16 protein-coding genes are annotated in these 16,305 nt (G+C 45.1%); all 16 read right to left on the minus strand.

The genetic code is table 11. The features are described 5' to 3' along the window. Positions 1–91: 91 nt before the first annotated feature. The 16 genes from rpsB to rimM all read right to left on the minus strand — a co-directional run bounded on the left by rpsB (position 92) and on the right by rimM (position 16,263). A complete protein-coding gene (rpsB, locus tag K8U60_RS01485; RefSeq protein WP_215099839.1) occupies positions 92–811 on the minus strand; it encodes a 30S ribosomal protein S2 in 720 nt (239 codons plus the stop codon). Positions 812–1,187: 376 nt separating this feature from the next. After that, positions 1,188–1,967, minus strand: a complete 780-nt coding sequence (gene codY / locus K8U60_RS01490; protein ID WP_223633234.1) for a GTP-sensing pleiotropic transcriptional regulator CodY — start codon at positions 1,965–1,967, stop codon at positions 1,188–1,190. Between the two features lie 86 nt (positions 1,968–2,053). Continuing rightward, entirely contained in the window at positions 2,054–3,451 is a 1,398-nt protein-coding gene (hslU, locus tag K8U60_RS01495; RefSeq protein ID WP_223633237.1) for an HslU--HslV peptidase ATPase subunit, read from the minus strand. Next, a complete protein-coding gene (gene hslV, locus K8U60_RS01500) occupies positions 3,451–3,996 on the minus strand; it encodes an ATP-dependent protease subunit HslV (protein WP_223633240.1) in 546 nt (181 codons plus the stop codon). The genes hslU and hslV overlap by 1 nt, the downstream gene beginning before the upstream one ends. 16 nt (positions 3,997–4,012) lie before the next feature. Further along, positions 4,013–4,906, minus strand: a complete 894-nt coding sequence (gene xerC / locus K8U60_RS01505) for a tyrosine recombinase XerC (RefSeq protein WP_223633243.1) — start codon at positions 4,904–4,906, stop codon at positions 4,013–4,015. Positions 4,907–4,973: 67 nt separating this feature from the next. Beyond that, positions 4,974–6,284: an FADH(2)-oxidizing methylenetetrahydrofolate--tRNA-(uracil(54)-C(5))-methyltransferase TrmFO gene (trmFO, locus tag K8U60_RS01510; protein ID WP_223633247.1), complete on the minus strand. Its 1,311-nt coding sequence runs from the start codon at positions 6,282–6,284 to the stop codon at positions 4,974–4,976. 20 nt (positions 6,285–6,304) lie between these two features. After that, positions 6,305–8,374, minus strand: coding sequence for a type I DNA topoisomerase (topA, locus tag K8U60_RS01515; protein WP_223633250.1), 2,070 nt, complete (start codon positions 8,372–8,374; stop codon positions 6,305–6,307). Positions 8,375–8,476: 102 nt separating this feature from the next. Beyond that, a complete protein-coding gene (gene dprA / locus K8U60_RS01520; protein WP_223633254.1) occupies positions 8,477–9,373 on the minus strand; it encodes a DNA-processing protein DprA in 897 nt (298 codons plus the stop codon). A 525-nt stretch (positions 9,374–9,898) separates the two neighbouring features. Next, complete coding sequence (sucD, locus tag K8U60_RS01525) at positions 9,899–10,801, minus strand: succinate--CoA ligase subunit alpha (protein WP_223633257.1); 903 nt, start codon at positions 10,799–10,801, stop codon at positions 9,899–9,901. 18 nt (positions 10,802–10,819) lie between these two features. Next, entirely contained in the window at positions 10,820–11,980 is a 1,161-nt protein-coding gene (sucC, locus tag K8U60_RS01530) for an ADP-forming succinate--CoA ligase subunit beta (RefSeq protein WP_223633260.1), read from the minus strand. A gap of 111 nt (positions 11,981–12,091) precedes the next feature. After that, positions 12,092–12,871, minus strand: a complete 780-nt coding sequence (locus K8U60_RS01535; protein ID WP_223633263.1) for a ribonuclease HII — start codon at positions 12,869–12,871, stop codon at positions 12,092–12,094. A 134-nt stretch (positions 12,872–13,005) separates the two neighbouring features. Further along, the gene (gene ylqF / locus K8U60_RS01540) at positions 13,006–13,869 is read right to left on the minus strand and encodes a ribosome biogenesis GTPase YlqF (RefSeq protein WP_223633265.1); all 864 of its coding nucleotides are present in this window, start codon (positions 13,867–13,869) and stop codon (positions 13,006–13,008) included. A gap of 11 nt (positions 13,870–13,880) precedes the next feature. Beyond that, positions 13,881–14,441 carry a signal peptidase I gene (gene lepB / locus K8U60_RS01545; protein WP_223633267.1) on the minus strand — a complete coding sequence of 187 codons (561 nt, stop codon included), beginning with the start codon at positions 14,439–14,441 and terminating at the stop codon, positions 13,881–13,883. Positions 14,442–14,540: 99 nt separating this feature from the next. After that, positions 14,541–14,885, minus strand: a complete 345-nt coding sequence (gene rplS, locus K8U60_RS01550) for a 50S ribosomal protein L19 (RefSeq protein WP_223633270.1) — start codon at positions 14,883–14,885, stop codon at positions 14,541–14,543. A 137-nt stretch (positions 14,886–15,022) separates the two neighbouring features. Further along, positions 15,023–15,748, minus strand: coding sequence for a tRNA (guanosine(37)-N1)-methyltransferase TrmD (gene trmD / locus K8U60_RS01555; protein WP_223634853.1), 726 nt, complete (start codon positions 15,746–15,748; stop codon positions 15,023–15,025). Continuing rightward, on the minus strand, positions 15,748–16,263 hold the full coding sequence (rimM, locus tag K8U60_RS01560) for a ribosome maturation factor RimM (RefSeq protein WP_223633274.1): 516 nt from the start codon (positions 16,261–16,263) through the stop codon (positions 15,748–15,750). The genes trmD and rimM overlap by 1 nt, the downstream gene beginning before the upstream one ends. Positions 16,264–16,305: the final 42 nt, after the last annotated feature.

The raw sequence follows: 16,305 nt of genomic DNA on the forward strand, positions 1-16,305 counted from the left end.
GATTAAATTCCTCCTTTAAGATAGTGTAGCCATTTTCTCAAAAAAAGGTGATAAGAGGGGTTGGCCGCTTATCACCTGTGTAAATTGCGAATTACTCAGCAGATTCAGCTTGAGTTTCTTCTTCTTCTTCTTCCGGTTTTGACTCAAGCAAAGCGTCCGCCATTTTACCAGTCAACAATTTAACTGCGCGGATTGCATCGTCGTTTGCAGGAATAACATAATCGATTTCATCCGGATCACAGTTCGTATCAACGATACCAACGATTGGAATGTTCAATTTCATTGCTTCTGCAACTGCAATGCGTTCTTTACGAGGATCAACTACGAACATTACGTCCGGTAGTGAACTCATGTCACGGATACCGCCAAGGAACTTAACAAGGCGTTCGTGTTGTTTTTTCAACTGAACAACTTCTTTTTTCGGTAGAACTTCGAAAGTTCCATCTTCTTCCATGCGCTCGATTTGTTTCAAACGGTTCACACGTTTTTGGATTGTACCGAAGTTAGTAAGTGTTCCACCCAACCAACGTTGGTTGATGTAGTAGTTGCCAGAACGTTCTGCTTCTTCTTTGATCGCGTCCTGAGCTTGTTTTTTCGTACCAACAAAAAGTACTTTGCCGCCTTCTTCGCCCACTTGTTTCATGAAGCTATAAGCTTCCTCCAATTTGCGGACTGTTTTCTGAAGATCGATGATGTAGATGCCGTTACGTTCCACGAAGATATATTTTTTCATTTTCGGGTTCCAGCGGCGAGTTTGGTGACCAAAATGTACACCAGCTTCTAACAATTGTTTCATTGAGATTACTGCCATGATTTGTTTCCTCCTGATAGGTTATTTTTTCCCTCCGCATTTTTCTTCTCTGAACCGTTACCCAGTTGGGCACCTACGACTCAAATCGAAATGCGTGTGTATTTAACACCATTTGAAATTATACCACGCTTCACCTTTAGTCTGCAACATGTTTCTCTCATTATATTTAAAGCAGCTACACTAAAATTCCAGCTGCTCCAAAAATAGCGGCGCTAAGCGGCGGAACCTGTGCTTCACACAAAGCAGAAAGAGTTTACCAGTAGCCTGGAGAAGTATCCGCCGCAATGGATCTCCTTCTTTTTTTGGCTACGAAAAAGGGCTGCCCCCTAAAAGTCATTTACATGACCTTTTGGGGCAGCCCTTTTCGAAGTTCAATTTAGTTCATTTTCAATTGTTCAAGTTCTGCTAGGAATTTCGTGTTCAATACTTTGATGTATGTCCCTTTCATTCCTAGAGAGCGTGATTCGATAACGCCTGCACTTTCAAGCTTGCGAAGTGCGTTAACGATAACCGAACGCGTAATGCCAACACGATCAGCAATTTTAGAAGCGACCAGCAAACCTTCGTTGCCGTCAAGTTCTTCGAAAATATGTTCGATAGCTTCAAGTTCACTGTATGAAAGTGAAGAAATCGCCATTTGCACAACAGCTTTGCTGCGCGCTTCTTCTTCGATGCGGTCGCCTTTTTCGCGAAGGATTTCCATCCCTACTACTGTAGCGCCGTATTCACCAAGAATTAAATCGTCGTCGTGGAATTCTGCGTCTACACGTCCAAGAAGAAGTGTTCCTAAACGCTCGCCGCCGCCGTTGATCGGTACGATTGTTGTCAGTCCGTTTTTAAACAGTTCACGCTCTTCCACAGGGAAGATGGTGTGTTCGCTGTTAACGTCCAAGTTTTCAGTCGTTTCCTTGATGTTCGAAAGCTTCTGAGTATACTCAAGCGGGAATTGACGCTCTTCAAGCATCCCTTTCATGCGTTCGTTCTCAATCTGTTGGTTGATTGCATAGCCCAACACTTTACCTTTGCGGCTTACTACGAAAGCGTTGCATTCAATTACTTCGCTCAAAGTCTCAGCCATGTCTTTAAAGTTTACTTTTTTGCCGCCTGCTGCTTCCAGCATAGAGTTAATTCGTCTTGTTTTTCCTAATAAATTCATTTAAATGAACCTCCTACATAATTCGTACCATGTTTATTCAATATTCTAAAGGTTTTTACTCTTTAATGAAACTAATTCGCCTTGTTTTACAGAATAAATTGTGACAAGTCCTTATTCTTTGCCACATTTTCAAGTTTCTCATTCACATATTGGGGGGTTATGTCAATTTGTGCCGGAGAAATCTCGGAAGCTTCAAAAGACAAATCTTCCAACAAACGCTCCAGTATTGTATGCAATCTGCGTGCGCCGATATTATCTGTGTCTTGATTCACTTCATATGCAATTTCTGCAAGTCTGATTATTGAGGCATCATTGAAGTGTACCACAACTCCCTCTGTTTCGAGAAGGGCTTTATATTGATTTATTAAAGAATGTTTTGGTTCCGTCAATATTTTGACAAAATCTCCGACTTCAAGCTTCTGTAATTCCACTCGAATCGGGAAGCGCCCCTGCAGTTCCGGAATCAAATCGGAAGGTTTCGACATATGAAAAGCACCTGCAGCAACAAACAGCATGTAATCCGTTTGGACTGCACCGTATTTTGTAGAGACTGTCGACCCTTCCACAATCGGCAGAATATCGCGCTGTACCCCTTCCCGGGAAACATCAGCGGACGAAGAACTGTTCTTACTGGCGATTTTGTCCATTTCATCGATGAAGATGATGCCGTGCTGTTCAGCACGTTCGATTGCTTCCGACGCCACTTCTTCATCGTCCACTAATTTAGCCGCTTCTTCAGTTGTCAAAATCCGGCGAGCTTCTTTTACTTGCAAACGCCGTTTTTTCTTTTTCTTCGGCATAAGCGAAGAAAAAGCATCCTGCATGTTCGCACCCATCTGTTCCATTCCCGACCCTTGCAGGGCATCAAACATGGAAAGCGAATTCTCAACCACTTCAACTGTTACCCACTCGTCTTCCAGCTTGCCTGCTTTTAAATCAGCGGCGATTTCTCTTCTTTTGACGCGCACTTCCACTTCTGCAGTTGGTTCCTCTTCTTCTTGCTCAAGCTTTTGGCCGAACAGCATTTCCAGCGGATTCTGATTGGTCTGTTTTTTACGCAACGATGGAGCCAGCAATTTTACGATCCGCTCGTTGGCTGCCGCCTCTGCCTGAAACTGGACTGCTTCAAACTTTTCTTCTTTAACGATTCGCACAGCTGCTTCGACCAGATCGCGCACCATGGACTCAACATCCCGTCCAACGTAACCGACTTCTGTAAACTTCGTCGCTTCCACCTTGATAAAAGGTGCACCTGTCAATTTAGCGATTCGACGGGCGATTTCCGTTTTCCCGACACCTGTCGGACCGATCATCAGGATATTTTTAGGGATTACTTCGCCTCGCATCTCTTCATCCAACCGGCTTCTCCGGTAACGGTTGCGCAATGCGATGGCGATCGAACGCTTCGCATCTTTTTGGCCGACGATATACCGGTCCAGGTGGTCAGTAATTTGTCTTGGCGTTAAATCAGTTTGATTTTTCATTAGGACAATTCCTCCACTATGATTTGATGATTTGTATAGACACAAATGTCCGCTGCTGTCTCCAAAGCGGATTGTGCGATTTGTGCTGCCGTCAAATTATCTCCTGCATATTTCTTCAAGGCACGCCCTGCCGCCAGCGCATAGTTTCCGCCTGAACCGATGGCGAGAATGCCATCATCCGGCTCAATCACTTCTCCAGTGCCGGATACCAGCAGCAACTCATCTTTGTTCATGATGATGAGCATGGCTTCCAATTGGCGCAGCATCTTGTCTCCACGCCATTGCTTTGCCAATTCAACTGCAGCTCGTTGAAGATTGCCATTATACTCGGTCAGCTTTCCTTCGAACATCTCGAACAAGGTAAACGCATCTGCTACTGATCCTGCAAATCCGGTCAAGACCTGTCCGTTATATAATTTCCGCACTTTTCTCGCTGTATGCTTCATGACGACCGCATTGCCGAACGTTACTTGGCCATCACCTGACATCGCGCATTTCCCGTTATGTTGAACCGCAAATATCGTGGTTGCATGAAATTCTTGCATAATGAAATTCCCCTTTCTAAGCTCTCGGGTGTGAATTTAAATAGGTGTTCCGTAAATGTTCTTTGGTAACATGCGTATAAACCTGAGTAGAACTTAAATGGGAATGCCCAAGCAGTTCCTGCACAGTCCGGATATCAGCTCCGTTATTGATCAGGTGAGTTGCAAATGTATGACGGATCATATGCGGATAGATAGAAGAATTGACAGAGGCTTTCTTCATGCATTCGCTTAAGATATGGCGAACCCCTCGATCAGTTACAACCTCCCCACGGCTGTTCACAAACAAGTAGTCGTGCTTTTGGTTCTTCATCAGTTTAGGACGCGCATCCTCCATGTAATGTTCCAGAGCGTCCTGCGCAAACTGACCATAAGGGATGTAACGCTCTTTTCTGCCTTTCCCCATGACTTTGACAATCTGCATGGTCTGATCCAGATCTCCTAGTCGAATGGAGACGCATTCACTGACGCGCATACCCGTCGCATACAATAGTTCCAGTAGCGCTGTATTTCGGATCGACAATTTATCTTCACCCTGAACGGACTTAAAAAGCTGAGCCAACTCTTCTTCATAGAAAAATTGAGGCAGCCTCTCTTCTTTTTTTGGATGGTATAAAGACCTGAATGCAGCCTCATTCAACTCAAATTCGCGATTACCGTATCGGAAAAACGAGCGGATTGCCGAGATTTTTCTGGACACTGTGGTTCTTGATAATTTGGCGTCATATAGCTTTGTGACGTAATTTCGTGCATGTATATACTCGACTTCTCTAATATCAGGTACACCTTCAGCATTCAAAAACAGAAAAAAATCCAGCAGATCGTGTTCATAATGGTGGACGGTGTGTTCGGAATAATTTTTCTCCAATTGAATGTAGGTCATAAAAGATTCAAGCATCTTCTCTTTTTCCATATATGCTCCACCTTTCACCAAATACAAAAGCCTCTAAATTATACCAACATTTAGAGGCTTTTATCAATTAAACTGTCACTGTATTCATATAGTTTTGAATAGATGTCAATGCACGATCTGCGTGTCTTTCTGCACGCTCCTGTTTCGAACGGATGCGCTCACCAAGATCCGGGAACAAGCCGAAGTTGACATTCATCGGCTGGAAATTCTTGCTGTCAGCTTCTGTAATGTACCGTGCCATGCTGCCCAAAGCTGTTTCAGCAGGGAATACCAGCAGTTCTTCACCCAATGCCAATTTCGCTGCATTGATGCCTGCAAGCAATCCGCTGCCCGCAGATTCGACATAACCTTCGACACCTGTCATCTGGCCGGCAAAGAAAATATTCTCGTCAGCCTTCAACTGGTAGGTCGGCTTCAGCACACGCGGTGAGTTGATGAACGTGTTGCGGTGCATGACACCATACCGTACGATTTCTACGTTCTCTAAGCCCGGGATCAATTTAAGGACTTCTTTTTGAGGTCCCCATTTTAAGTGCGTCTGAAACCCGACAATATTATAAAGGGTTCCCGCAGCATCATCCTGGCGAAGCTGAACGACGGCGTAAGGAATTTTGCCTGTTTTCGGATCTTCCAGCCCTACTGGCTTCATCGGCCCGAAAGTCAGTGTTTTCTCTCCTCTGGCAGCCATGACTTCAACTGGCATGCAGCCTTCGAAATAGATTTCTTTTTCAAATTCCTTCAGAGGCACAACTTCTGCTTCGACAAGTGCCGTATGGAACCGTATAAACTCGTCTTCCGTCATTGGACAGTTAAGGTAAGCAGCCTCCCCTTTGTCGTAACGGGATTTCAAATAGACTTTGTCCATATCGATGCTGTCTTTTTCGACAATCGGCGCTGCCGCGTCATAAAAATACAGATATTCTTCACCTGTCAATTGGCGGACCTTCTCAGCAAGAGCCGGCGATGTCAACGGACCGGTTGCAATAATCGTAATGCCTTCCGGAATTTCAGTCACTTCTTCATTGATCACTTCCACCAATGGATGGTTTTTTACTTTCTCGGTCACTGCCCCAGCGAACTCGTGGCGGTCCACTGCAAGTGCTCCACCAGCCGGCACAGATGCACGGTCAGCTGAATCGATGATGACCGAATCCAATTTGCGCATTTCCTCTTTGATGACCCCTACTGCATTGGTCAAGGAATTGGCTCGAAGCGAGTTGCTGCAGACTAACTCTGCAAATTTATCAGTATGGTGAGCAGCTGTCTGTTTTACAGGACGCATTTCGTATAAACGGACGTTAACTCCCCGTTTTGCGATTTGCCATGCTGCTTCACTTCCGGCTAACCCGGCTCCAATTACGTTTACATACTTTGTCATTTTCAAACACCTCTATATTATTATTGAACTTCTTCTTTGTAATCACAGCTTGTGCAATTGATCTGCACACCTTTTTTCACTTTTTTCTCTACCAGTAACTCATTGCATTTCGGACAAGGACGTTCGATCGGTTTATCCCATGATACGAATTCACATTCGGGATAGCGTTCGCAACCGTAGAATATGCGGCGCTTCTTGCTCTTTCTTTCTACAATCTCGCCTTCTTTACACGTCGGGCATTTAACGCCGATATGTTTGACGATGGCTTTGGTATTGCGGCATTCCGGGAAATTGCTGCAGGCCATGAACTTGCCATAGCGCCCCAATTTGTAGACCATTGGCGAACCGCATAATTCACAGTCTTCACCTACAGGCTCATCCTTGATCTGAACTTTCTCCATTTCCTCTTCCGCCACTTCGACGTTTTTCTCAAATTCAAGATAAAAGGCATCAATAATGGAACGCCAAGCGATTTCGCCTTCTTCGACCGTATCCAAGTCGTGCTCCATCTTGGCGGTAAACTCGATGTTAAGGATATCCGGGAAAAACTCAAGCACCAGCTGATGGACAATTTCACCCAACTCAGTGGGAATGAAACGTTTCGCATCCAATGTGACATACCCACGTTTCTGAATGGTGTCCAGTGTCGGTGCATAGGTTGACGGACGTCCTATTCCAAGCTCTTCAAGTGTCCGTACCAAACGGGCCTCTGTAAAACGCGGAGGCGGCTGCGTAAAATGCTGATTTGGCGTGACTTCAATCGCTTTCACGATATCACCTTCAGCCATCTCCGGCAGAATATTATCTTTTTCTTCTTTTTGATCGTCAGTACCCTCAATGTATAGCTTCATAAAACCAGGAAACTTGACCTGTGAACCGTTTGCACGGAATACCGCTTCGCCGTTTTGTAATTCCGCCATGACGGTATCGAGAACTGCCGGTGACATCTGGCTCGCTACAAACCGGTCCCAAATCAATTTATACAGACGGTATAGATCCCGCGAAAGAATACTCTTCATCGATTCAGGTGTCCGCATTACACTAGTCGGCCGCACGGCTTCGTGGGCATCCTGCGATTTTGCTGACTGTTTCGCAGCAACTTTCTGTGTAACGTATTGTTCCCCATAGTTTTCGACGATAAAGTCAATTGTATCTTTTTTCGCTGTGTCAGAGATTCTTGTGGAATCCGTTCGCATATAGGTGATTAATCCGGTGATGCCTTCTTTCCCTACGGATATGCCTTCATACAATTGCTGCGCGAGCATCATTGTCTTTTTGGCTCGGAAATTTAATTTGCGGGCTGCTTCCTGCTGCAGTGAAGAAGTTGTAAAAGAAGGGGATGGATTTCTTTTTCTCTCTTTTTTCACTACCCGATTTACGGTGAAGTCTTTGCCTTTCATCGAAGCCATGACAGCTTTGACATCGGCTTCGTTATTCAATTTCATTTTTTCTTTTGTGTTGCCATAGAATTGCGCTTCGAATTTCTTCTTAGCCTTTTCGAATTCCCCGGTAATGGACCAGTACTCTTCCGGTTCAAAATTTTTGATTTCGTTTTCCCGATCAATGACCAATCGAAGGGCTACGGATTGTACACGCCCAGCTGAAAGGCCTTTTTTCACTTTTTTCCAAAGCAAAGGGCTGATGCTGTAGCCGACGAGACGATCCAAAATACGGCGCGCTTGCTGAGCATCGACTAAATCCATGTCGATCTTACGCGGATGCTTGAACGATTCTTTTATGGCATCCTTGGTGATTTCGTTGAAGACTACCCTGCAGTCAGAGGATTGATCAATACCGAGAGCCGTAGCCAAATGCCATGCAATCGCTTCCCCTTCTCTGTCAGGGTCAGCTGCGAGAAAGACTTTTTTCGCTTTTTTCGCTTCTTTTTTAAGGTCTTGTAATATCGGGCCTTTGCCTCTTATTGTAATATAACGAGGTTCATAATTGTTTTCTACGTCTACACCCATTTGACTCCGGGGAAGATCGCGTAAATGTCCAAGTGAAGCACGGACTTTATATTTCTTACCCAAATACCGTTCGATTGTCTTAGCCTTTGCAGGCGACTCAACAATCACTAAAAAATCCGCCATAACTATTTCCTCCTCATAGAGGTTTCTCAAAACTGCTTAAAAGAATTACCTGTTGCAAAATGTATAACAGATTTTAGCTTAATGCAAGGCTTTTCATTTTTTTCATTGTTTTTCAGCTGTCATATGTTGGTATTCTTCTAGCACTTGCCAGCCGTTCCAGACCGGTTTTGCGCCTTCTGAAATCAATTTATGCGGTCCTTCAGATAAAAGCGATGAAATATCGCCTGGAACTGCAAAAATATCTTTTCCATGATCCAGCGCATGTTCAATTGTGCTCAAGGTGCCGCTTTTCACTAGAGCTTCCGTAACCACAATTCCTCTCGATAATCCGCTGATGATGCGGTTCCTCATTGGAAAATTCCATTTTAGGGGCTTCATATAGGGCGGATACTCAGTTAAAACCAGATGATTTTCTTCTATTATATTGTTTAGTTCTGCGTTTTCTTTTGGGTACGGATGGAGAAAACCACTGCCCGTGACGGCGATTGTACGCCCGCCTAAATCAATCGTTTTTTGATGTGCCATGGCGTCTGCTCCAATCGCCAGTCCACTGACGATGATAAAGCCCTTTTCAAGAAGCGGCGGAATGATTTTCTGCATGGCTTTTTCTGAATAAGCGGAGGCTTTACGCGAACCGATCACGGCTATTTTTTGGGGTTCTGCCAACAAAGCGGCGTCACCTTTGGCGTACAGGACAGCGGGTGGGTCGATCAATTCCAGCAGGCTTCCAGGATATAGGGGATGCTGATAAGATATGGGGAGTATCTTATGCTTGGCGTAGGTTTCACTTAAGGGGAATGTTAAGGTATGTCGGTAAGAAGCTTTCAGTTTCTCCGCCTGATCCCGTTTGATATTCAAGAGCATCATCAGTTCATACGGGGATTTCCGTTCCAGCTTAGATAAGTCTGGATCCTCTGCCAACAGCGGCAATAATTTCTGCAAACTTTTCGGGTACACATAATGCAGTGCCAATAAACGCTCCGTAAATTCTTTGTTCATTTCCTTCCTCCTCTTCTATTTGGGCTAAATGAAAGCGCATCAGACTGTCATGCGCCTAAACTCCAGTTTAATCGGTTTTTCGTCCGCCGTAAACCTGAAGAATTCCAGAATATTCGGCTTCCATTTTTTATCCAAAAAACCTAGAGTTTCTTCTATATAAAAAAAGGTTGATGCTGCGGAATGCGTTTAAAAGACTGTTTAAGTCTTGCCGTTTCTATCCGAACAAGCCTATTGAATTATCATACGAAAGTGCTTGATAAATCGGCTATGATTGCGTTTCCGCTTGATGAATAATAAATTGCAATCGATCTTTTTTCACCAAATGAAACCACGTCGATCTCGTTACGTATGATTAGCAATTGATATTTACGGCAAAACCGAAAAACAGGAAAAGTTTACCTCGATATTTTTCTTATGAGTGGACTCTATAAGTTACTGTTCATTCGGCAGGCGGTTATACAGTGACCGTTGGTGAAGAAAAAAAAGCTCGAAACGCTGTCTTTCCAGCATTTCGAGCTTTTTGTATTAATGGGTTTTACACTTGTCGTATAACCCTTTTTCTCTGATGACTTTGATCAACGTTTCTCCGATAACAGACGGAGTATCTGCAACTTCGATGCCTGCTTCATTCATTGCTTTGATTTTATCAGCAGCTGTACCTTTACCACCGGAAATGATCGCACCGGCATGGCCCATACGTTTTCCTTCTGGTGCCGTTTGGCCACCGATAAATCCTACTACAGGTTTCGTCATGTTCGCTTTAACCCACTCAGCAGCTTCTTCTTCAGCTGTTCCGCCGATTTCACCGATCATTACGACTGCGTAAGTATCTTCGTCTTCATTGAATTCCTTCAATACGTCGATAAAGTTAGTGCCGTTTACTGGATCTCCGCCGATGCCGACAGCTGTCGACTGGCCGATTCCTTCTTCAGACAATTGGTGAGTCGCTTCATATGTCAATGTACCTGAACGTGAAACAACGCCGACATGTCCTTTTTTGTGGATATATCCAGGCATAATGCCGATTTTACATTCGTCCGGAGTGATTACGCCCGGGCAGTTCGGTCCAACTAGACGCGTTTTCTTGCCTTCCATGTAACGCTTCACTTTCACCATATCGAGTACTGGGATGTGTTCAGTGATGCAGATTGCCATGTCAAGATCAGCTTCAACAGCTTCAAGAATTGCGTCAGCTGCGAAAGGTGCCGGTACGTAAATTACAGATACATTAGCTCCTGTAGCTTTCACTGCATCTTCTACAGTGTTGAAGACAGGTACGCCTTCAGCTTCAGTTCCGCCTTTACCTGGTGTTACACCCGCAACGATTTTCGTTCCGTATTCAAGCATTTGCTTTGTGTGGAAAAGGGCAGTTGACCCTGTAATTCCCTGTACAAGCACTTTTGTGTCTTTGTTAATGTATACACTCATTTTTGTCCCTGCCCTTCTTTAGCCTACGAGTTCTACGATCTGTTTAGCGCCGTCTGCCATCGTACCGGCAGCCACAATATTAAGACCTGATTCATTAAGCAGTTTTTTACCGATTTCTACATTGGTTCCTTCAAGACGGACTACAAGCGGCACGTCAAGGCTTACTTCTTTCGCAGCCTGGATTACGCCTTCCGCAATGATGTCACACTTCATGATACCGCCGAAAATGTTAACGAAGATTCCTTTTACATTCTTATCAGAAAGAATGATTTTGAAAGCTTCCGTTACTTTTTCAGCGGTCGCACCGCCCCCAACGTCAAGGAAGTTAGCGGGTGTTCCGCCGTAGTAGTTGATCGTATCCATCGTTGCCATAGCAAGTCCGGCGCCGTTAACCATACAGCCGATGTTCCCATCCAAAGAAATATAGCTCAAGTCATACTTGGAAGCTTCAATTTCTTTTGAATCCTCTTCGTCGAAATCACGAAGTTCCACAATGTCTTTGTGGCGGTAAAGAGCGTTTTCATCGAAATCAAACTTCGCGTCAAGCGCTAAGATATTGCCGTCGCCCGTTTCAACCAATGGGTTGATTTCAACGATTGAAGCATCTTTTTCGATAAATACAGTGTATAGGCCAAGCATGAATTTTGCCGCTTTGTTGACAAGCTTTGGCGGAATGTTCATGTTGAAAGCCATACGGCGTGCCTGGAAACCAGTCAAACCGATCACTGGATCGATCACTTCTTTGAAGATTTTCTCAGGAGTGTTCTCAGAAACTTCCTCAATATCGACTCCACCTTCTTCAGAGCCCATAAGAGTGACACGTGAAGTTTGGCGGTCGAGTACCAATCCGACATAGTATTCCTTTTTAATGTCAGATCCTTCTTCGATCAACAAGCGCTTGATCTCTTTGCCTTCTGGACCTGTCTGGTGAGTCACAAGAACCTTACCTAGCAGTTCTTTAGCATATGTACGGACTTCATCCAGGTTTTTAGCGATTTTTACACCGCCGGCTTTGCCTCGTCCACCTGCGTGGATTTGTGCTTTCACCACGACAACATCCGTGCTCAGTTCTTTAGCTGCCTTCACTGCTTCTTCCGGAGAAAAAGCAACGGTGCCGTAAGAAACTGCTACGCCGTATTGTCTGAGGAGTTCTTTTCCTTGATATTCATGGATATTCATCTGTCATCCTCCAATCAAACATCTCTATCGTAATTTTATTACCTTTACCATTGTATTAAAGTTGTCACAGAATGTCCACCGAAGTTAGCTGAGCCGATTAAATTCCTTTGCTTAGAACAGAGAACTTTTCGTTAAGAGAGATTTGACAGGTTCGAACGTCTTCCGATGGATTCTACACGGACCATGCTTTTCAAGCGCGGAAACATGCTCTTTTGTTCCATATCCGGCGTGTTTTTCGAAGCCGTATTGCGGATACTGGGCAGCATACTCTTCCATGATGGCATCCCTTCCTGTCTTCGCCAAAATTGAAGCGGCCGCAATGCTCAAGCTCTGGGCATCGCCTTTGATGATGGATTCACACGGCATCGGCAGATTCAGCATCATTGCGTCAGCCAGTACGATATCAGGTGCAGGGGATAGCGCTAAAGCAGCTGCAGCCATGGACCCTTTTGTGGCCTGATAGATATTCACACGGTCAATTTCTTCCGGAGGCTGTATATGGACTGAATAGCTGATGGCGATCCTTTTGATGATTTCCGCAAACTGGTCGCGTTTGGCTTTGCTCAATTGCTTGGAATCGTCCAAACCGATAAGGCTCGAGCAATCCTCGGGCAAGATGACAGCCGCCGTTACGACCGGACCAGCGAGCGGCCCTCTTCCCGCCTCGTCGATGCCAGCCACAAGATCGGTTTCCACTGTCCTGAATGCTGCATCAAACAGCAGCTTTGAACTGTGATGTTCCATCAGCTTTTCCCGCAGCACTTGTTTCCGCTGCCAGGAAGCCAATAAAGTCTGGACGCTTTTACGTGAATCGCTTTTCAGCTCTTCCATCCACGGCTGCCATTCCACCAGTCCGTTCAGCTTATCTTTTATTTCATTCGTTGTTTGCATCTCTTCAACTTCTTCCTTCGATGATTTGCCTTAACTCTATAGCTTATTTTCTGTATTGGCTTCGTTTCCTCCAGCCCAAAAAAGCTGCTCCTCAAAATATCGAGGAGCAGCTTTTTATCGAATGGAGCGAATCCTCACTCTTCTTCTATCATTTCATCTCTGTAATCGAACGTCACTTTGCCCAAATGCTGATTCCGGATATCCCGGACAATCACTTCGGCCGTTGTTTCATAGTCGACATCGCCATGCTGATCATAACAGCCGCGTTTTTTACCGATATGGTCAAAGGTGACGACGATTTCTTCATCGACGTGATCGATGCCGTATCTTTCCATCATGCGGTCCGGATAACGTTCTTCCAGGAACTTCAACGAATAGATGGCCAACTCCTGCATTTGGATGACCGAGTCTTTGATTGCTCCCGTAACGGCTAATTTCAAGCCCGTTTCCGGGTCTTCAAACTTCGGCCATAAAATACCCGGCGTATCCAATAATTCAATTTCCTTGCCGACTTTGATCCATTGCTGCGCTTTCGTGACACCCGGCATATTCCCGGTCTTAGCCAGGCTCTTTTTCGATAAGCGGTTGATGAGCGTCGATTTCCCGACGTTCGGAATTCCGACAATCATAGCACGGATGGCACGGGGCTTGATGCCTTTGGCGATCATGCGATCCCATTTTTCTGTCAGTATTTCTTTTGATGCTTTTGTCACCAATTGCAGCCCTCTGCCTTCAAGGGAATTGATCGCTACTGCACGGGTACCTTGATCTTCAAAATATCGAATCCACTTTTTCGTTTCAACTTCATCGGCCATGTCCATTTTGTTTAAAATAATGAGACGCGGTTTTTGCTGAATCACTTGATCGATCATCGGATTTCGTGAAGATAAAGGTAACCTGGCGTCAACAAGTTCAAAAATAATATCCACCAATTTCAGCTTTTCAGTAACTTGTCTCCGTGCTTTCGCCATGTGTCCAGGAAACCATTGTATCGTCATAAAACCACTCCTTATTTTACAATTCCCGCTTCAGGCAACGGCCAGAAAACGAAACTTGTGTCACCGATGACATCATCAGTCGGGACCAATCCGATATGGCGGCTGTCTTTGCTTGCGCGTCGATTATCGCCCATGACAAAAACAGAACCTTCCGGTATGATGCTTTCTCCTCCGGTAACATCCTCCAAAACAAAGTCTTCAGTCAGAGTACCGGTGATTCCTTGCTTATAGATATCCAGATAAGGTTCTTCCACTGCTTCTCCATTTATATATAACTGATCGTCTTCATAGGCTACATGATCTCCCGGCAAGCCGATGATCCGCTTGATATAATCTTTTTGCTCCGGCGCATGAAAAACGATGATGTCGAAACGGTCAGGTTCGCCGACTGAATAACCGATCTTGTTGACGATCATGCGGTCCCCATGCTCCAAAGTCGGCATCATCGACTCTCCATCTACGACAATCGGCGTGAATAAAAAGAAACGGATAATTGCTGCTAAACCGAAGGCGATCAATAGAGCTTTGGACCATTCCCACATTTCATTCTTCTTCTTCACTTCAGTCTCCATGCGTGTTCCTCCCTATACTTACTGCTTTAATTGTACAAGGAAATAAGCTTTTTAGCAAAAAGAAAGAGGGCGCAAGCGCCCTCTCTCATTAATGCGATCTTATCGAATTTCTTTGATACGAGCTGCTTTACCGCGTAGGTCACGCAAGTAATACAATTTCGCACGGCGTACTTTACCACGACGGGTAACTTCAAGCTGTGCAATTTTTGGTGTGTGTACAGGGAATGTACGCTCAACACCAACACCGTAAGAGATTTTGCGAACAGTGAATGATTCACTGATCCCGCCTCCGCGACGGCTGATGACTACTCCTTCGTATACCTGAATACGTTCGCGTGTACCCTCGACAACTTTAACGTGGACGCGGACAGTATCTCCAGGACGGAACGTTGGAAGATCCGTACGAAGCTGTTCTTTAGTGATTTCTGTAATAATGTTTTGCATTATTTTTCTCTCCTTCTACAGATGCTCTTACACCCAAATGAACTGTTGCAGCGGAACATCGTGATCCTGTACTTCACATAAAAGTACAGTGTCCATAATACCACTAAACAATTGCTTGCGCAAGAGCAGTCTGCGATCTATTTTTGTTTTTTCAGTTCAGCGATGATTTTCTTTTGCTTGTCGCTCAATTCGATTTTGTCGAGCAGATCCGGGCGGCGCTCAAGCGTCCGTTTCAAGGTTTGTTCTTCGCGCCATTGATCGACTTTGCCATGATTGCCGGAAGTCAGCACGTCCGGCACCTTCCAGCCTCTGAATTCAGCCGGACGCGTGTATTGAGGGTGTTCCAGCATGCCTGTAGAGAATGAGTCGCGAACTGGCGAGTCAGCGTTTCCCAGCACCCCCGGAAGCAGTCTGACGACACTGTCGATGACAGTCATGGCTGCAAGCTCTCCACCGGTCAGCACAAAATCGCCAATGGAAATTTCGTCCGTGACCAAATGTTCCCGGATTCGTTCATCGTAGCCTTCATAATGGCCGCAGATAAACACCAATTCCTGTTCAGCTGCCAGCTCTTCCGCTTTTTGCTGGGTAAAGCGTTCGCCTTGCGGACACATCAGGATGACGCGCGGCTTGCTTTCTTGCACCAGGCTTTCAACAGCATTAAAAATAGGTTCAGGCTTTAGCACCATACCGGCGCCGCCGCCGAAAGGGTAATCATCTACTTGGCGCTTATTATCGGCAAACTCTCGAATGTCCACGACATTCAGGCTGACTGCACCTTTTTCCTGTGCTTTTTTCATGATCGAGTGCTGGAAGACCCCTTCAAACATGGGGGGAAACAGCGATAGGACATTTATATTCATCAAGACAACAAACCTTCCATGACTTCGATGGTCACTTTCTTTTCATCTATGTCAATTTCTTTGACGATGTCTTCGATATATGGAATATAATGCTTCTTCCCAGTTTTCGGCGTGACTTCCCAGACATCATTGGCGCCCGTTTCCAAAATTTCACTGATGGTTCCGAGTTCCTGTCCTTCTGTCGTGAAAACCGTACACCCTAAAATTTCGTGATGGTAGAATGCATTGTCTTCGAGTTCGGTTAAATCATGTTCAGCAATCTTCAGATAGGACTCTTTGAACGGCTCCACGTCATTGATATTCGGATAGCCTTCAAAAGTCACCAATTCGAAGTTCTTATGCTGGCGGTGGCTGGCGATCTTCACCATGATCGGCTTTTTTGCATCCGGTGTAAAAAGTCCAAGTTTTGAACCAACCGCAAAACGTTCTTCCGGAAAATCGGTACGGGACAAAACGCGCACTTCTCCACGAATTCCATGGGTATTGACAATTTTTCCTACATTAAACCATTGCACAAGCAAACATCCTTCCGGTGCTATTTTTCTGAAAAAAAAAGA

This window comes from Planococcus circulans, assembly GCF_020023385.1.
In the GTDB taxonomy this organism is placed as follows: domain Bacteria; phylum Bacillota; class Bacilli; order Bacillales_A; family Planococcaceae; genus Planococcus.